Consider the following 18,678-nt stretch of genomic DNA (forward strand, 5'->3'; position numbering starts at 1 on the left):
TTGGGACTACGAAGTAAACTAGAATGTTTCTCACTAGATAATATTAATTTTGTTGTGTGCCGCTAGCTTAATAAAGTTCTTCAACATTATTCGCTTTAGTATTATACGATTGTAGGCAAAATGAAAACAATAAGTCTACAACATAGGTATTTTAAAATCTTTTTATAATTATAGAGAAAAAATACCGTATAATATAAATTACTGCTCTTTAGGAGGATCACAATGGCTGATAAGTATAAATTTTTAATTCTCATTGTTACCGCATTTTTTTCATTCTTTTCTTTAATAAAAGATTTCCGCAACACTTCAAAAAGTTTCTTTTGGGGTAGTTTTTTAATTCTTACAAGCTTCATGATACTATTAATACATGCTCTAGATTTAACTCAAATACTTATTTATCCAAAGCAAATTGCGCTTGAATTTATTACAATACCACGTAAATTATTTTTGCCATCTGTCACTGAGGCCGCCAGTTTCCCTACAACACTAAGATAATAATTTGATTAAGAGCTCTTTTTTAACCTAAACATACCATATACAAAATCCAACCTTAATCACTTAATTACTGATAAGAACCTAACTTATAAAACGCATAATAATTATACTCATTTACTAGTATACAAGCCGTATCTCTTAGTAGAAGCACAGCATAGAATACGATACAGGACAAAACCTTCAAAAAACTTGTCTGAGTTAATTCTCAAAAAGGGGTGAATATAAATGCCTATCGTTAAACCTTTTATAGCTGGAAGACGATTTGTAAGTACAGCAGCAACAGGAACTGCTGCTGGAGCAGATTTAACTTTTGCTAACACAGACTTCACTGATGACACTGGCGCTGTAACAACATTCCCTGCTTCTTATGCCTTTTTAACACTTTATATTAATGGTGTTATTCAAACAGGTGATACTATTACTGGTGTGACTACTACAGCTGCTACTATTGTAGGAGGAGCAGTCCTAGATGGAGGCACTCCTATTGCAATTGAATTTACTATAACGTAACTTGATTTATCTTTTTAGAGGTTTCATTAAAAGAAACCTCTAATTTTAAAAATTCACATCAATTTTAGTAGCAACTACATATAGTACAGTGCATATACTAGATAGAATGATAGGAACTTATACTCACTCACAAAAAGAGCACTTATCTATAGTGACCTTTTATATGGCACAATAATTCTTCTCCTATTTGCTCTTAGAGAACCTACTAAGCAGTTAGCTAATTTAGCTAACTGCTTTTTCCATATATTATTTATAGCTTTATCCGTAATAGTAACGCTTGTGCACTATCTACTATAAATTTTCATATATTGTATTATGATTGTCCAAAACGTGAAGTTAATACTCACGCAATCTAAATACAAGAAAGGAGTGAAAATATGCGCTCATCAATTCGTAAATTCGCTAATTTTAATTGTGAAGCACAAGCACCTAGTACACTACCTGCCCTAGGTTTTGCCTTCAATGCTACTTCACCTCAATTTGCAACATTATTTACACCACTACTATTACCTAGTACAGGCCCAAATCCTAACATTACTGTCCCTGTAATCAATGATACAATTAGTACTGGAACTGGTATTAAAATTCAGATAGCTGGTATTTATCAAATTAGCTATACATTAACAATTAGCCTTGATAACGTTCCGGTAGCCCCGGAAGCAGCGCGCTTTTTCTTGACATTAAATTCATCGACTAATGTTATTGCAGGATCCGGAACCGCAGTCCGTTCTAATATTATCGGAACTGGTGAAGTCGATGTATCAAGTGGTGTCATTCTAATTAACTTAAACCCTGGTGATGTAATTCAAATTGTCCCCGTTGAAGTAATAGGTACAGTAGATATTCGTTCTGCAGCGTTAACAGTTGCGCAAATTCGTTAATAAAGTGAAACTTTAATCAGCCCTCACCTAACTTCTTTGCTTCCACTGAATTTTGAGGTGGGGGCCTTACTGCCCGGCAAATAGCGGGATAAAAACAAAAGACTTGGCTAACTAACATTTAATGTTCCTTATACACACTAAAATATATTTTTATAGATTTGACACACATTTATATTAAACAAGCATATTTTATTGTATGTTGACTATATAGTCATACAAATCTAAAGCGTTCATAAAAGCACACTTATATGTGTGCTTTATTTTTAATTAAAACCTACAACATTCTCAAACAATATCCATATATTATCTTGATTTCTCTCTAAATATATAGTTTGTCTCAGAGCGCTATACTGCGCTCTTTTTATTTAAATCCCAATTTTTAAAGTTCGATTTTATGATTTACGTTATACACATGGTCCGCTACTTTTGAAACAAGGTATACATCTAGAACACTTCAGTCATAAAGATATGTTCATAACATTAAATCGCTATTCACATGTTTTGCCTGGAATGCAGGAGGATGCTGTTAAAATATGTAGTGAAAGACCATTAGAATAATAATATTTTCAAATATAAAAAAATGCGGTTTCTCCTCTCAAGAGAAACCGCAACATATCAATGCTTTTACTATATTTTAAACTGACTCGTATACAAATCAAAATAGAATCCTTTATCTTCCATGAGAGATTCATGATTCCCTCTTTCTAAAATATTTCCATCTTTTATAACAAGGATTTGATCTGCCTTTTCAATTGTTTTAAGTCGATGAGCGATCACAAAACTTGTGCGACCTCTCATTAAATTATTTAGTCCTGCTTGTATTTGTAATTCTGTTCTTGTGTCAATATTAGATGTCGCTTCGTCGAGAATTAATATATCTGCATCTGCTAAAATTGCTCGTGCAATCGCAAGAAGTTGTTTTTGTCCTTGACTTAAATTCGATCCTTCTGAAGCAATTTCTGTTTCATATTGATTTGGAAAATGCTTAATAAAAGAATGTGCAGATGCTGCCTTAGCTGCAGTGATGACTTCTTCATCACTAGCATCTAAGCGTCCATAACGGATATTATCCATAATCGAGCCTGCAAATAAATACGTATCCTGTAAAACTACTCCTATTTTACTTCGTAAAGAATTAATATCATAATCTTTTATATCTTTTCCATCAATATGAATTTGTCCTTGCTGTATATCGTAAAAACGAGTTAACAAATTAATGATTGTTGTTTTCCCTGATCCAGTCGGACCAACTAAAGCAATTGTCTCTCCTGGCTGCGCTTTAAGACTTACTTCTTTTAAAATCGTTTTATTTTCTGCGTAGCCAAATGAAACATTCTCAAGTACAACATGCCCTTGTAAATTTTGTACAACAAATGCGTCTTTTTTATTTTGAATTTCTGGTACCTCATCCATAATCTCAAAAACACGTTCTCCACCAGCAACTGCTGCTTGAATTGTATTCATTAAAGTCGCAAATTGACTTAACGGTCTTGAGAATTGACGAGAATAATTAATAAAAGCCGCAATAACACCTACTGTTGTCATTCCGTTTAAGACCATAACTGATCCAGTCCCAATGACAAGCCCCATACCTAAGTTATTAATAAAGTTCATACTTGGAAAAATAAAAGCTGAAAATGTATCAGCCTTCGTAGCTGAAACTCTTAGCTGTTCATTAATTTTATTGAAATTTTGTACAGTTTCTTTTTCTTTTCCGTACAACGTTGTAACATCCGCACCTGTAATTGCTTCCTCAATAAATCCATTTAATTCACCTAAATCTTTTTGACGCTTCGCAAAGTTTTTACCACTATATGCAACTAGTTTTTTTGTAACGTAAAACATAATAGGTACTGTAATTAAAGTTACAATTGCTAAAATCCAATTTAAGGCGAACATCGCAATCGTTACACCTATAAAAGTTAACGCTGATGAAATAATTTGTACAACACTTTGTGTCAAAGCTTGGTTCAAATTATCTATATCATTTGTCACACGGCTCATTAAATCACCTTGAGAACGTACATCAAAGAACCGTAAAGAAAGCGTTTGGATTTTCTCAAAAATATCTTGTCGTATTTTTTGAATTGTTTTTAATGCAACGTTAATCATGACAAACGTTTGTAACCATGTTAAAAGTACCGTTACACCATAAATCGCGATAAGTAACATACACATTCTTGCTGTACCACTTAAATCTTTCGGTACAATATATTGATCTATAATGACTCCCATAAAATATGGACCTAATAATCCAAGTAATGTAGTAACAACTACTAGAAATATAACAAACATAAGAGCAGCTTTTTGATAGCCCATATAATTCCATATCCGCATTACAGTTCCTTGAGCATTTTTAGCTTTTCCCATCTTTGGCGTGTTTCTTCTACCTTTATTAGCAAATTGTCCTTGAAAATTACGCATGTTCTTCCCCACCTTCTTTATACAAATTACCACCTTGGGAAAGATAAATTTCCTGATAAACCTCACTTTGTTCTAACAATTGTTCATGTGTACCATTACCAACTAATTCACCATTATCTAATACAAGTATTTTATCCGCATCCATTATGGAAGAAATTTTGGACGCAATTAATAAAGTCGTTGTGCCTTTATATTTTGTTTTTAAAGCTGTTTGAATAGTAGCCTCTGATTTCGCATCAACTGCTGATGTAGAATCATCTAATATTAGAATCGGTGGTTTTCTCACAAGTGCTCTTGCAATTGATACACGTTGTTTTTGTCCACCTGATAGATTTGTTGCACCTTGTGTTAAATTATATTGATAAGATTCTTCCAGCTTATTGATAAACTCAGTCGCACAAGCTGATGCAGTTGCTACTTCCAGCTCATCGTGTGTTGCATCTTCTTTACCATAACGTAAATTCTCTTCTATACTACCTGAGAACAACAACGCCTTCTGAGGTACAAAGCCTATTGAAGCACGGAGTTTTTGCAAATCATATGTTTTAACATCTATTCCATCTATACATATTTCACCTTGATCCACATCATATAGACGTGGTAACAGTTTCGCTAAGGTTGATTTACCACTTCCAGTCGATCCAATAATCCCTACTTTTTCACCTTTTTGTATGCTAAACGAAATATCTTTTAAAACATATTCATTATTTTTCGTATAGCTATAACTAACATTTTTAAATTCTATATTCCCCTCGATTTTCTCAGGTTCAATCGCATTCGCTTCGCTTATAATATCAACTTCAGTATTTAACACTTGCTTTACACGATCCGCAGATGGAAAAGCTCGCGCAATTTGAATAAATACCATGCTAATCGACATAAGTGACATTAAAATGATATTCAAGTAATTAATAAATGCCAAAATCGCTCCTACTTGAAGTGTTCCACTGAATACTTTTTCTCCACCAATCCATAATGTTGCAACAATCCCGCCACTTACAACTAGCATAATGATTGGCATCATTAAAGAAATAAGTTGCACGGCTCGAATATTTATCTTCGTTAAATTTGTATTTACATTTCCAAATTGAGCGATTTCATATTTTTGTCTTACATACGCTTTTATAACACGCACACCAGATAAATTTTCTTGTAACTTTGTATTCACTTTATCTAATGCCTCTTGCACCTTTTTAAATGTACCACTTGCTTTACTTGCAATTAAAATAATTGCAAGTAATAAAATTGGAACAACTACAAGTAATATTGGAAATAACTCTCGCGCTGTTACAAAAACAATAATTATACTTCCGATAAATAACAGTGGGCCACGAACGAGAACACGTAATGTCATCGTCATTGCCGATTGAATAGAAGTGATATCATTCGTCACAATCGTTAATAATTTACCTGTTCCAAATGAATCACGATTATTACTAGAAAATGTTTCTATTTTCGCAAACACATCTTTTCTTATGTCTGTAGCGAAATTAACAGCTGCTTTTGTAGAATACATCATACACCCAAGCCCTCCAACTAAACCGAGTGCTGCTGCCCCTATCATAAGAAGCCCCATTTTTATTACATAATTTAAATCCCGATTTGCAATCCCAACATCAATGATATGTTGCATAATAGTCGGTTGAATTAAGTCCATCGCAACCTCAAGTACCATAAATAGCGGTCCAATAATAGCGAAGAACATGTATGGTTTTAAATACTGTAATAACTTACGAAATGATTTCATACATAATCTCCTTTTCCCATGAAATTACCACTGAATAATTCATATCCCTCCTTATTTAAGCGATATATTTTGTAATTTCTTCATTACTTCTATTATATTATGTAAATTAATATTTAACATTATTAAATGATAAGCATTAATGACTTTCTGGTCAATAAATGTGCTTTATATTATGTAAATACAAAAACCGCATTCTTACTGAAAAGAATACGGTTTTTCATCTATATTTCTTCAATTGTAAAATTTAAAAACTCAGTCTCAAATCCCTTATTTTTAGAAGGACTACACGTGTAAAAACCTATTTTAATAGGCTCATTCCCTATATCCTCCATTAAATGAGTGATTCTTATTTGTTCCCATTGATGGCTCTTTTTCACATATATTGTATAATCACCACGTTTTCGAATAATTCGAAAACGAATTTGTTGCTTAGCTTCTTCAGTTGGATAATCTTGCGTTGACCAGTCAGAATATCCATTATTCGTTACGACAGCACCTAAGTGAGATGGCCCTTCAGGGATATATTCTAAAGATGTTTTTAGCCAACAGTTCTCCGAAATCATAACAAAAAGACCTGCTTGATCGAATTTTGAATTTGGATTCATACGTAACTGAACTTCAGCTTGAAAGTCTGTCATCATCTCATTATAAAATACATGACCATTCATTACTTCAAAACCATAATGTGTTTTAAGCCAAAAATCAGTTTCTGCTTTCGAACGGACAATAAACGCATGATTGTCATTAATCTTATAGTATTCAGGTACATTCATTATAGTGAGTTGCTCAATACGTTCTGGTATATACGATATATAAAGCATTTATATAGACATTTAAAACTCCGCTAATACTGGGAATTTATAACCTTTAAAATCTAACTCTTTATCACTTCGAACCATTAAATACTTACTAGACTGTAATTCTGTAAACTGTACATCCTCAATCCCTAATTGATCTGGAGAAAAATAAAATTCGATTTCCGTAAACCTTTCATTGATTTCTCCACATATTTCATCTAAAACCGGAAGTACTGGCGCAAATACTCCAAATAATTTCAACTTTTCATTGTCTACTTCATAAACGATTAAAGCATCTAGTTTCTCTGAATAATACAATTTCTCATTCCATTCCGAGTCATACATATTCAAATAAAATGAAGGACGGAAATTTAAAGTTGAAAAATTATTTGAAAGTCTTTGGCCACTATCAATAGTTTCATGTATTAACTGTCTATTCTCTACATTATAGTAATCTAATTTTTTAAGTAGTGAATCGTTATTATTGTTTTTATCGTATGGTATAGTCATCAAATATTCCTGCACAACTTTAAATCCAAACGCTGTATATAGTTCAGGGTTTTCCGTAAACAATAATGTACATTCACATTTCTTATCGATTTCTTCTATCATTTTACCCATTAATTGTTTCATTAGCCCTTGTCTACGGAAATTAGGATGTGTCATTACTGATTGAATACCCGCCGCATTTATTTTTTCTCCATTAATTAATAATGGGAGTGAAAATGCCGCAACATTTGCAATCACTTTATCTTCTTGTAAAAATGATAAAGCTTTATATGTATCATCCCAATACCCTTTATCCGAAAAATCATTCAATGTTTGAGTTGTAATTTCAAACACTTCTTCAAATAAAGGAAATAACTGCTCTCTTTTCGGTTCTTCTATTAGAAGACTTGCCATTTTTTCAACATTCCCCATGTTGTACCTCCAAATGTTAAATTCCATTAAATTAGATATACTTATATGACCTACTCTTAAAAATAGAGGTCTTACCAATCAATATACTATCATAAAACATAAAAAAAAAGTCTAATTAATTTTATGTTTTGACTATTTGAAAATAAGTCGAATAAAACAATATTAAGATTTTTGGATATTAATTAGTTTATTATATAAAAATAGCGCTTTCTAATTAGCTTTTACTAATAGAAATACACTATTTATAATAAAATATTTTTAGTCTTTTATCCCTTCAAGTCTTTCCTTCGTATTAATTTCTTCTCCACTTATACGCTTTTCAAAAGACTTTCTCCAACTACTTGAAAGTGCATTTACTTCTAATATCCTTTTTATCCCTTCAATATTTTGTTTTTCCTTGTGCATGATACGGTTAGCAAACGCTACTGAAACACCTTTTGGATCAGACTGTAGTCTTTTTAATGTATCGACTGATGATACCCATCCTTCTTTTAATACGCGAAAATAGAATCCTGTATATCCTGTTTCTTGAAAATATAGTGGTAACTTTGGAATATTATATTTTTTTGCTAATTTAAAACAAGGTTGCCTTGGTTGTGTTACCTGTACGATTGCCTGTCCTAGCTCAAACGTATCACCAATACAAACATCCTCTTCGCGCATACCACTAACTGTTATATTTTCTCCAAAAGCCCCATATACAAGATCTTGATTCAATTCTTGTTCCCAGTATGGATAGTGATCACCAGTATAAACACAAACTGCTTTATCTACGCCTCCATGATGAACTAAGTCCGCCTGTCCATCTCCATTAAACTTTACAAAGGATAAATATACCGGTTCCTTTACTTGTTTCTTATTTATGCCTGTATGAATTACTTTTCCGCCGTATGTAACCTCTTTTGGTAATCCTATATTTAAAGATAATAATCGATATTCATTAGCCATTCTATTTCCTCCTTTAAAGGTGTTACATGTATTTTCTCTCGATTAATTTTTACAACCCTCTCTGCTATATAAAGATGATTATAAAACCTCTAAAATCATTGTTCAATTCAATTATTTATATAATAATGATAGGTATAACCTATTATTATACTTGAGGTGATTTCAATCGAATTACGACAACTTGAATACTTTTTAGCTGTTTCAAAAGAATTACATTTCACAAAAGCAGCTGAGAAATTAAATATTTCACAGCCTTCACTAAGTCAACAAATACGTGCATTAGAGCATGAAGTAGGAATGCCACTTTTCGATCGAATTGGTAAAAAAATATCTTTAACTGAAGCAGGGAAGATTTTATTATCACATTGTAAAACCATTTTTCATGAAGTCGAACAAGCTCGTTCAGCCCTTCAAGACCTAAACGGATTACAGCAAGGTTCCTTAACAATAGGGGCTTTGTTAACCGTCGTAAATTATTTACTACCACCAGCTATTTTAAATTTCAATAATTTATATCCCAATATAGAGCTTTCTGTATTAGGGCTTCGTACAGGAGATATTCGTGAAAAATTATTACAAAACGAACTAGATATCGGCATTACATTTCTCCCGGTGCAAGATAAAGAAATTATCTCCATCCCTCTATACAAAAGCGACCTTACATTGGTCGTGCCAACTGGTCATCGATTAGCTAAACGTAATCATGTATCTATTACTGAACTACAGAACTACCCTTTAATTCTTTTACCTAAAAATTTCTTTTTAACCGAACTAATTACATCTCATTGTCAAAAATTCAACTTTAGACCAAGACCAATTTTAGAAATTAGTACGATGGAATCTTTAATCCAAATGGTTTCTAAAGGAATGGGAATTACAGTGTTACCACAACCATATATAGACTTTTTACAAAATAAAAACATTCAAGCTATTAAAATAGAAAACCCTACTCCAATAATTGAAATAGGGCTTATTTATAGAAAAGATAAATATATGTGTGCTGCCACTCGAGAATTTATTGAGCAACTACAAATCACAGTACGTTCTTTCCAAAACTAAACAAAAGAGATTGTCCTATGAAATCGTTTCACAACGATCTAGTAGAATAATCTCTTTTCAAAAAAGTAAACATTGCATGTAAACTCTTATAAATTTTAATGTACCTTTTTAGATATTGGAATATATTTTGTAAAATATGCACCAACTAGCAATAATACAATTGAAAATAACCAAGTAAAAACACCGCCAAAATGAAACCAATATGCAAACATATTTAATATTGCGAGTGAAAAGAAACAAATAGAAGTTAGCGCACTTTTCAATCCTTTTATCTCGGATTTTTTTCTCTTTTGATAAGCAATATACATCGCAATAACAAGAAAAAAGATAAGAACAAATGGTAACATAACTTTTAGCATTGGTAATCCCTCCAGTGTATATGCACTCTTTATATTACCATCTTATCCCATTTATCTTTTAGGCATCAATTTATTCTTATCTTCCCTCCAAAAGTCAGTATAAGTTTTATTTTTAAAGTTCACATTCACCTCAGAAAAAGGCATACTTCCTCCAACTTTCAATGAGTAAAAACCGGGAAATCATTAACGATTCCCCAATTTTTCAAACCATATTAAAGTATCCCCTTTTCCACTAAAGTCTCTGCGATTTGAACTGAATTCCAAGCCGCACCTTTCAATAAATTATCGGAAACAATCCAGAGGTGGAATCCGTTTGGCGTATCAGGATCTTTACGTATTCTTCCGACAAATGTATCTATTTTCCCTTCTGCATATAATGGCATTGGATACAGCTGTTCACTAGGGTTATCCTGCAAAATAACACCTGGTGCATCCATTAATACTTCCTTAATTTCCGCAACGGTTGCTTCTTTTTCCAGTTCTATATAAACCGATTCTGAATGCCCTGATACGACTGGAACACGTACACAAGTAGCTGCCATTTTCAAGTTTTCATCTTCTAATATTTTCTTCGTTTCTTGAATCATCTTTACTTCTTCAAAAGTAAAATCATTGTCTGTAAATATATCTACTTGAGGCAGTACATTAAACGCTATTGGATAATGTTTTTTATCTTTTTTCGCCGGTAATATATCACTTTTCACTTCTTTACCAGCAAGCATAGACTTAGCCTGCTCTTGTAATTCATGAATCGCATGAATGCCAGAACCCGATACAGCTTGATATGTTGAAACGATAATTCTTTCTAAACCGAATGATTTTCGAATCGGCTGAAGTGCAGTTACCATCTGTAATGCTGAACAATTTGGAACTGCAATAATACCTTTATGCCGCTCTAAAGTATGCACATTCACTTCCGGAACAACGAGCGGTACACCTTGTGCCATTCGGTACTCACTTGTGTTATCAATTACAATCGCACCACTAGAAACTGCATGAGTTACAAATTGTCTAGATACTTCTCCCCCAGCACTAAAAAAGGCAATATCTACACCTTCAAAGCTAGTTGTTTTTGCCTCTTGTATAATTATCTCTCGTCCTTTGAATCTTACTTTCTTACCGGCGGATCGTTTTGATGAAAGCAATGTAACTTCAACTATATTAAACTTCATTTCATTCTCTAACAGTTCAATAATTTTTTGCCCTACCGCACCTGTAGCCCCAACAACAGCTACATGATAGCCCTTTTTGATCATCTTTTCTCCTCCAATATCACTTGAATGAATATTTCCACAATTTTATTTTATACGGAATTTAATCATTTGGAAAATTAAAATACATGATATAATCATTCACAAATCATGATAATAAAAGAGGGATCGCTTATGGAAATGAGACATGTTAAAACATTTTGCGCCATTGTGAAGTATGGTAATTTTTCTAAAGCTGCTCATGCGCTAGGTTATGCGCAATCTACTGTTACAGCACATATGAAAGCTTTAGAGAACGATTTACATATTCCTCTTTTCGATCGGTTAGGGAAAAAAGTGCTACTTACAAAAGCAGGTCATCAATTTCATCCTTATGCATTAGAATTACTTGCAATATATGAAAAAGCGCAAGAAATCCCCCAAAATACAGATTATTTAGAAGGTACATTAAGTATTACATCTAATGAATCATTAGCGGTATACCGATTACCACAATTATTACGTACTTACAAACAGAAAAATCCGAAAGTAAATATCGTACTTGAAACAAACACAAATGAACAAGCATTACAAAAATTACGTGAAGGAGAAACAGACGTTGTCTTCATAATTGGAGAAAGTATAGAACATAATGATTTTATTACGCGTACTTTTAGTAATGAAACATTTGGATGGATTTTACCAGCTTATTCCGCTGCACACGCAAATCCATTCCAGTTATTACAGGACACCCAGTTCATTTTTACAGAACAAAGCTGCGGCTATAGGCCAATGGTAGATCGTTTTTTACGTCAAAGTGGAAATATTCCAGCTAAAACATTTGAAACTTCCAATGTTGAAGTCATTAAACAATCCGTTATGTGTGAATTAGGCATTTCAATTCTTCCTTATATCGTTGTACAAGAAAGTTGCCAAAAAGAACAACTATGTTTTCAGCCTATCGAAACTCCAACCATTATTCAAAGTCATGTAATCTATCATAAATCCAGATGGATTTCCCCGGTATTACAGTTGTTTCTTTCCTTACTTGAACGAGACTAAAATATTAAGACTTACATATAAAAAGAGTAATTGTGAACTGCACCCCAATTGTTAGACACAGTCTAACAATTGGAGGTGCAGTTTTTCTATGGCTAAATTTACAGCTGATGAAAAAATACAAATCGTTCTACGTTATTTGAACGGAAATGAAAGTTATCGAGAAATGGGTAGATCGCTCGGTATAAGTGACACAATCATTTTGAATTGGGTAAACCAATATAAACAGAATGGTCTGGAAGCTTTTCTAAAACGATGTACAAATTACACACAACAATTTAAACTAGACGTACTAAACTTTATGATTGAAAACGGTATGTCCTTATTTGAGACGGCAGCTATCTTTAATATTCCTGCCCCTTCAACGATTTCTGTTTGGAAAAAACAGCTCGAAACACAAGGAATTGATGCCCTTCAATCTAAGAAAAAGGGGCGTCCATCCATGAAAAAAGATTCAAATAAACAATTAAAACAACATTTAGCTGAAGGGTCAGTCGAAGCACTTGAAGCACGCATTAAACAGCTTGAGATGGAAAATGAGTACTTAAAAAAGTTAAATGCCTTAGTTCAAAACAAGGAAAAATCACAAAACAAGACAAAGCGCAAGTAATCTATGAATTAAGGCATAAATATTCGGTGAAGGCACTCGTGGAGCTAGCTACTATTCCTCGAAGCACGTATTATGATTTAGTAAAGAAAATGAATCGTCCAGATGTAGATGCCGATTTGAAAGCTGAGATTAAAGCGATTTATGAGGAAAATGAAGGTCGTTATGGTTACCGTCGCATTCGTGATGAATTAACGAATCGTGGCCAGAAAGTGAACCACAAGAAGGTTCAGCGCATTATGAAAGAGCTTGGGTTAAAGTGTGTTGTGCGTATGAAGAAATATAAATCCTATAAAGGAAAAGTCGGTAGAATTGCACCTAATATTTTAGAGCGTAATTTTCATACAGATGCACCGAATCAAAAGTGGGTAACAGACATCACAGAGTTTAAATTGTTTGGAGAAAAACTGTATGTATCACCTGTATTAGATTTGTATAATGGTGAAATTATTACCTATACAATTGGTTCTAGACCGACGTATTCGCTTGTTTCAGACATGTTAGAGAAAGCATTGGAACGTTTACCTGAAACGCACCAGCTACTGATGCATTCGGATCAAGGATGGCATTATCAAATGAGACAATACGTCCGTACACTAGAATCAAGAGCTATCGTCCAGAGTATGTCTCGAAAAGGCAACTGTTACGACAACGCAGTAATAGAAAATTTCTTTGGGATTATGAAATCGGAGTTCCTCTACATAAAAGAATTTGAAAATGTAGAGCACTTTAAAATAGAATTAGAAAAATATATAGATTATTATAATACGAAACGGATTAAGGCAAAATTAAAAATGAGCCCGGTACAATACCGGACTCACTTTTATCAAGCTGCCTAATCAAATAACCGTGTCTAACTTTTAGGGGTCACTTCATTGCCTAATAAGCAATTACTCTTTTTCATTAATTAGTATACTATTTATTAGTCTGTCCCCCGCCTGCAATTAATTTACTACCTGAATATGTACCTTTGTTCATAAACACTTGATTAATTAATTCTTTTTGCTCAGCTTCCGACATTACTCCTTTTCCTTCTCCTAAATTCCCGCTTTGTAATTTCCAAATCTTATTGTGATCTGCATCAACTTTTTCATATTTTCCTTGTTTCCATCGTTCTAAAATTTCTACATATGTACTTCCCTGTACAAGATCATTACTCTTTACAATATCAATTAAGCTTTCAATCCGCTCTTGTGTAATAAAAATATAGCCCCACTTTTGATCAGCTTTCGCTTTTTGATGTGCCATTTCATGTAATGCTGTCTGTATGTTCTCATCTGTCCATTTAAAATTTTTATTAAAACCACTATTCGGCAATGAATAATTGCCATTTTCTAAAAACTTTGCATCTTCTGCTTTTACATTACTATCAGCTAATACTTCTACTGCTGGAGCAGCTGGTGATGCCTTTTTCGCAGCTGGTTTACTATTATTTAAATAATACAGCATACCATATGTTAAACCTACTCCAATTACCGCCATACCAGCTAGAATACCTATTATTTTAAATAGTGTTTTCATCGCGCTTGTTTCCTCCCAAATATCTCTGTTCTTACTACCTAATTACTTCTTATATAAAAACTGTTCCTTCATTCAAAATATCGCATCCCATCCCCTATCATATTATTTATATATACTTCCTCATATTGTATTTCTTTTTCTTTAAAATTGAAAGATTATTCTGTTAAATATTGAAAATATTCTACAAATTTTCCCTTTATATTTATAAAGAAACAAAAAACAACGAGCGCGATAAATAACACTCGTTGTTTTTACTTTATGCACGATTTTCTTTTAACCACTTCGTAATAGCATCTAACCTCGAAACATCAAAACGTCTTTCTTCACAAACATTTAAACTGTTTAAATTCTTTACAATTTCTATTTCATTCGATTTTACACTTTTCGCCTCAATTAATTTACAATACCCATCTGTAACAGAATTTAAATTTTCATAATAACACTGAAACGATTTTGATATATGTAAATGTTTTTCAAAGTTTCTCCTTCTTTTCGTTTCATCAGATACTTTCCGCTTTCTAAGTTCTTCATCGTTCGTATATAAATAAAAATATTGATCCGGAAAACCAATTTCCCTATTTATCATCTTTTCTTTATAAAAATTTTCTATTACAGATAATGGCTGATTAAATAGATCAAAATGAAAACACCAATTATAACTAAGTGGCTGATATATATCGCCATCGAGTATTACTAATTCATATTGCTCTGACTTCTGAACAGCTATATTCCAGCGCTCAACTTGTTTTTCAAAATACCATGTTCTATGTTCATTTTTTGGCCTTTCAAATAAAGAATTCACTTCAGGTATTATATAAGCACCATAATTCTTTTCTAATTCACGGCACGTGGTACTTTTACCAACAGCGCTTGCTCCCTCAAATGCTATTATCCCCATAGTTTCTCCCCCTTTCATTAACTAAAACTTCGTTGTTTCACTTTTCTTCCCATAACTTTCTCCATAAAACAATTGAAGCAATAGCGAGCATGATTGTTGTAATGATACTACCTTCAATTCCGAACGAACCTCCATGAAGGAATTCGGGGCCATTTGTTGTAGGTTTAAATAGCGGCGTTGAATATATGGTCATCCCGCTAACTGCAAAACCGTAGACGTTATATTGTGCCCAATTCCAAATGGAATGCCATGCGCAAATCCCCCACAGACTACTGTCTTTTAAAACGTAAACAGCTGCAAATACACCAACTAATATTATATTCGATATTGAAAGAGTTGTAATACCTGGATTAAGTAAATGAAGAAAACCAAATAAGAAAGACGTCACAACAATCCCAACCCATATACGACTTCTAACAGAAAGAACCGGGAATAACCAACCTCGTACAATAATTTCTTCCGTTGCCCCTTGTATTAAAAATGCAACTAAAGAACCTACAATACCCAACATAGCGGTTACTGTAATTTGTTGCATTTGTAGTGTCACAACTCCTGCCAATAGGAGTAAAATTACTGGTATTGAAATGAAAACAAATCCTATTAATGCACCTCTCAAATATTTTCTTATCCATTGATTTCTCCAAAAACCAATGGATGAAAATGATCTTTTCTCTACAAATCTAATCCATAAAAACACCAAAAATATTGCGCCGCCAAACGTTAATATCATCTCAATGTCGCTATAAATCGCCTTCATAAAAGTTGTTTCTGCTTTCGGTAAGATCAGCATAAACAACATAAATAATTCACCTAAAGTTAAAAATATAATCGCGAGTATGACAGCAAAAACAGGATGAACTTTTCTTCTTCCTTCTTTTGCTGCTTCAATTATTTTAAATTGTTTATTTTGCAATATTCTATCCTCCTAATTATGGTACTCGTCAGTAATATTAAAATAATATTTAGCCTTTTATTTAAACTTATTTTTTCATATAAATGATTTTTGTTTGGAATAAATTCAAATTAGGAATAATATATAAATAAAAGAGATGCCTTTGTGCCTTTACTATTATCACCCAGATTAGTCAGTGGTATTACCAGCACTTGCTATTTCCCACCATTTGTTGTAAGATAGTAATTAAGGTCAATTTAACACTATATTTTCTTTGCATATTATCAAGTATCAATCAGGGACATTTTGTACTCCTTATGGGTTTTTGATAATATGTGAACTTTTATTTTCATTCAAATAAGGCCGATCATATTGTAATTTTTCTACTTTTAGGAGGCATTACCATGACATTAACAGGTAAAGTAAAATGGTTTAACAGCGAAAAAGGTTTCGGTTTCATCGAAGTTGCAGACGGTAACGACGTATTCGTTCACTTCTCAGCTATCACTGGCGACGGCTTCAAGTCTCTTGACGAAGGTCAAGAAGTTAGCTTCGAAGTTGAAGAAGGTAACCGCGGACCTCAAGCTAAAAACGTTGTAAAGCTATAATTCAAACAATAAAAAGGTTGTTACCAGCAAGGTTAACAACCTTTTTAATATATAACTAAAATTTTTTACATAAAAGGAGTGGTTACATGTATCGCAATCGAAAGAACGATGTAGCAGAAGTACCACCAGAACAAACCCCTGTTTGGGAATGTGAATCAGAGGATTGTTTAGGATGGATGAGAAAGAACTTTTCATTTGAAGAAGAGCCTAAATGCCCTTTATGTAAAAGTAGCATGAAAAGCGGAGAACGTTTATTACCTAAATTAGGTTAATTTATAATAAAAAAAACCTCTTTTAATTAAGAGGTTTTTTTATTATAAATTTATGTCCTCAACATCAGTTCGCACTATAGAATACAATAATGCATCGTGTTGCTTATTTCCTTGATGAATATATCCGCGCAATAGCCCTTCCTTTTGGAAGCCAATTTTAGATAACATTCTACAAGAAGTAACATTTTCAGGATATGTAATAGCTCCAATTCTAAACAAACCTAAATCTTTAAATCCATAATCAATAATTTCTCCAGCTGCTTCTGAAGCATAACCATTTCCCCAATAGCGAGGATGCAGATCATATCCAATCTCAGATCGTTTACTCCATAATTGTAAATTGTTTAGTCCAATTGTTCCTATTAAAACGTTCGTTTCTTTTAACACAATTCCCCATCGTATTGCCTTTTTCTCAAAGTAATTTTTTGAAAAAGATTCGATCATACGTGAAGCTTGTCCAAACTCCGTAAAAGAATTCATACCGTAGTAACACGTCACTTCATCCAATGAAAAGATTTCATATATTTTTTGACAATAAGATTGTTCTATTTCAACTAAACGTAAGCGTTCTGTTTCTAATATAGGAAATGCCATAGGATCACTCCTTTCTCTCTACTCATTCATTATATCAGAAAAAATATGTATAATTAGTAAAGTCCTTATTGTTCCATAAATCAAACATTTCTAATGGCACATTCTCTCTTAATTCTATATACACGAATTAGATACCTTCTGATTGCACCTCAAACATGACGCTATAATTTCCATAAATCGAATTTTAAATTATCAAGAACTGTAAAGAAATTGTTTCTTCATTTTCTCCTTCTAAACAACCAACCTACCCCATACATTTATGGTAAAATATAGTTAATATTTATTTTATTGTGGAGGTGAAGATTTCCTATGTATATATTCATCAGCTTATCCCTCTTACTCATATTACTTATTTTTTTATTCGCAAAAAAATTCACACCAAACTCATTCATGATGACTAGCTTTAAAGGTAATAGCTTTAGGAAATTTTCAATCGGTATTTTAATCGCTGCCATACTCTCACTTTCATATGGAACTTATCATGCGGTAACATATCAACCTAGTTATTTAGATATTAAATTAAAAAATCAAAACTATACTGTTTTCGGTAATGTAGGCGAATTCGGTTATTTCTCCGAAGAATTATTAAAAAAAAATACAGAAGTACAACTATATTTCGTCTCTTGGAAAACAATACAGTTAAAAAATCCGGTAATACTTATAGAATATCCTTCAGGAAAACAAGAAACATGGAAGCCAAATATCGTATCAATACCGGTAAATAAATTACAAGAAAAACATGATATAAAAGATATTTATCAACTATCACCGTATTCATTTAAAGAGTCTGGAGAAATAACATTAACAATAAAAGAAAACAATGTAAAAAACAATACAATTTCCATTCAAATAAAATAAATAAAAACTGTTCCTCCATTTTGCTGAAGGAACAGTTT

Annotated in this window: 19 protein-coding genes and 2 pseudogenes; 9 read left to right on the top strand and 12 right to left on the bottom strand. The window is 32.7% G+C overall.

Translation table 11 applies throughout. The features are described 5' to 3' along the window. Positions 1–222 precede the first annotated feature (222 nt). The 3 genes from MHI28_RS04865 to exsF all read left to right on the top strand — a co-directional run bounded on the left by MHI28_RS04865 (position 223) and on the right by exsF (position 1,886). Positions 223–495 (top strand): hypothetical protein, encoded by a 273-nt coding sequence (locus tag MHI28_RS04865; protein WP_000774122.1) that lies wholly within the window; start codon positions 223–225, stop codon positions 493–495. Positions 496–720: 225 nt separating this feature from the next. Next, positions 721–1,005, top strand: coding sequence for a DUF4183 domain-containing protein (locus MHI28_RS04870; protein ID WP_001123247.1), 285 nt, complete (start codon positions 721–723; stop codon positions 1,003–1,005). A gap of 377 nt (positions 1,006–1,382) precedes the next feature. After that, positions 1,383–1,886: an exosporium protein ExsF gene (gene exsF / locus MHI28_RS04875; RefSeq protein ID WP_001257874.1), complete on the top strand. Its 504-nt coding sequence runs from the start codon at positions 1,383–1,385 to the stop codon at positions 1,884–1,886. A 627-nt stretch (positions 1,887–2,513) separates the two neighbouring features. On the opposite strand, the gene MHI28_RS04880 is transcribed toward exsF, so the two are convergent. From MHI28_RS04880 to MHI28_RS04900, 5 genes are all read right to left on the bottom strand, one after another. Next, the gene (locus MHI28_RS04880; RefSeq protein WP_001243569.1) at positions 2,514–4,310 is read right to left on the bottom strand and encodes an ABC transporter ATP-binding protein; all 1,797 of its coding nucleotides are present in this window, start codon (positions 4,308–4,310) and stop codon (positions 2,514–2,516) included. Continuing rightward, entirely contained in the window at positions 4,303–6,057 is a 1,755-nt protein-coding gene (locus MHI28_RS04885; RefSeq protein WP_000834778.1) for an ABC transporter ATP-binding protein, read from the bottom strand. The genes MHI28_RS04880 and MHI28_RS04885 overlap by 8 nt, the downstream gene beginning before the upstream one ends. Before the next feature lie 221 nt (positions 6,058–6,278). Continuing rightward, a complete protein-coding gene (locus MHI28_RS04890) occupies positions 6,279–6,878 on the bottom strand; it encodes a DUF1349 domain-containing protein (RefSeq protein ID WP_000965798.1) in 600 nt (199 codons plus the stop codon). 12 nt (positions 6,879–6,890) lie between these two features. Next, on the bottom strand, positions 6,891–7,775 hold the full coding sequence (locus tag MHI28_RS04895; protein ID WP_000528683.1) for a GNAT family N-acetyltransferase: 885 nt from the start codon (positions 7,773–7,775) through the stop codon (positions 6,891–6,893). Positions 7,776–8,033: 258 nt separating this feature from the next. Further along, positions 8,034–8,723, bottom strand: coding sequence for an MOSC domain-containing protein (locus tag MHI28_RS04900; RefSeq protein ID WP_001263005.1), 690 nt, complete (start codon positions 8,721–8,723; stop codon positions 8,034–8,036). A gap of 156 nt (positions 8,724–8,879) precedes the next feature. Here MHI28_RS04900 and MHI28_RS04905 point away from each other — a divergent pair, with 156 nt between their 5' ends. Beyond that, complete coding sequence (locus MHI28_RS04905; RefSeq protein ID WP_000623400.1) at positions 8,880–9,782, top strand: LysR family transcriptional regulator; 903 nt, start codon at positions 8,880–8,882, stop codon at positions 9,780–9,782. 95 nt (positions 9,783–9,877) lie between these two features. On the opposite strand, the gene MHI28_RS04910 is transcribed toward MHI28_RS04905, so the two are convergent. The 3 genes and pseudogenes from MHI28_RS04910 to MHI28_RS04920 form a co-directional block, all read right to left on the bottom strand. Beyond that, positions 9,878–10,141, bottom strand: coding sequence for a hypothetical protein (locus tag MHI28_RS04910; RefSeq protein ID WP_000921855.1), 264 nt, complete (start codon positions 10,139–10,141; stop codon positions 9,878–9,880). Between the two features lie 51 nt (positions 10,142–10,192). Next, positions 10,193–10,312: pseudogene (locus tag MHI28_RS04915) on the bottom strand (C45 family autoproteolytic acyltransferase/hydolase); the annotation flags it as partial. Positions 10,313–10,353: 41 nt separating this feature from the next. Beyond that, positions 10,354–11,397: an aspartate-semialdehyde dehydrogenase gene (locus MHI28_RS04920; RefSeq protein WP_000591714.1), complete on the bottom strand. Its 1,044-nt coding sequence runs from the start codon at positions 11,395–11,397 to the stop codon at positions 10,354–10,356. Positions 11,398–11,526: 129 nt separating this feature from the next. Between MHI28_RS04920 and MHI28_RS04925 the strand changes: the two genes are divergently transcribed. Together MHI28_RS04925 and MHI28_RS04930 are read left to right on the top strand one after the other, a co-directional pair. Continuing rightward, positions 11,527–12,393 carry a LysR family transcriptional regulator gene (locus MHI28_RS04925; RefSeq protein ID WP_000425888.1) on the top strand — a complete coding sequence of 289 codons (867 nt, stop codon included), beginning with the start codon at positions 11,527–11,529 and terminating at the stop codon, positions 12,391–12,393. An 88-nt stretch (positions 12,394–12,481) separates the two neighbouring features. Continuing rightward, positions 12,482–13,836 (top strand): IS3 family transposase gene (locus MHI28_RS04930; protein ID WP_208730123.1). Its coding sequence is split into 2 segments (ribosomal slippage): positions 12,482–12,935 and positions 12,935–13,836, totalling 1,356 coding nucleotides; the frame shifts between segments, so codons are not numbered across the junction. Positions 13,837–13,912: 76 nt separating this feature from the next. Here MHI28_RS04930 and MHI28_RS04935 read toward each other — a convergent pair. From MHI28_RS04935 to MHI28_RS04945, 3 genes and pseudogenes are all read right to left on the bottom strand, one after another. Next, positions 13,913–14,518 (bottom strand): PRK06770 family protein, encoded by a 606-nt coding sequence (locus tag MHI28_RS04935; protein WP_000853596.1) that lies wholly within the window; start codon positions 14,516–14,518, stop codon positions 13,913–13,915. A gap of 256 nt (positions 14,519–14,774) precedes the next feature. Continuing rightward, positions 14,775–15,434, bottom strand: coding sequence for an AAA family ATPase (locus MHI28_RS04940; protein WP_003278212.1), 660 nt, complete (start codon positions 15,432–15,434; stop codon positions 14,775–14,777). Further along, positions 15,434–16,329: pseudogene (locus MHI28_RS04945) on the bottom strand (lysostaphin resistance A-like protein). Before MHI28_RS04945 ends, MHI28_RS04940 begins: the two are co-directional and overlap by 1 nt. Positions 16,330–16,712: 383 nt before the next feature. On the opposite strand from MHI28_RS04945, the gene cspD reads away from it, so the two are divergent. Both cspD and MHI28_RS04955 read left to right on the top strand, forming a co-directional pair. Continuing rightward, on the top strand, positions 16,713–16,916 hold the full coding sequence (gene cspD / locus MHI28_RS04950; protein WP_000176366.1) for a cold-shock protein CspD: 204 nt from the start codon (positions 16,713–16,715) through the stop codon (positions 16,914–16,916). Positions 16,917–17,002: 86 nt separating this feature from the next. After that, positions 17,003–17,188, top strand: a complete 186-nt coding sequence (locus MHI28_RS04955; protein ID WP_000286203.1) for a cold-shock protein — start codon at positions 17,003–17,005, stop codon at positions 17,186–17,188. A 42-nt stretch (positions 17,189–17,230) separates the two neighbouring features. Here the strand turns inward: MHI28_RS04955 and MHI28_RS04960 are convergent, their stop codons facing one another. Continuing rightward, positions 17,231–17,782 (bottom strand): GNAT family N-acetyltransferase, encoded by a 552-nt coding sequence (locus tag MHI28_RS04960; protein WP_000885387.1) that lies wholly within the window; start codon positions 17,780–17,782, stop codon positions 17,231–17,233. A gap of 309 nt (positions 17,783–18,091) precedes the next feature. Between MHI28_RS04960 and MHI28_RS04965 the strand changes: the two genes are divergently transcribed. After that, complete coding sequence (locus tag MHI28_RS04965; protein WP_086412976.1) at positions 18,092–18,640, top strand: hypothetical protein; 549 nt, start codon at positions 18,092–18,094, stop codon at positions 18,638–18,640. Positions 18,641–18,678: the final 38 nt, after the last annotated feature.

It is taken from the genome of Bacillus sp. FSL K6-0268 (assembly GCF_038005425.1).
Classification (GTDB): domain Bacteria; phylum Bacillota; class Bacilli; order Bacillales; family Bacillaceae_G; genus Bacillus_A; species Bacillus_A thuringiensis_S.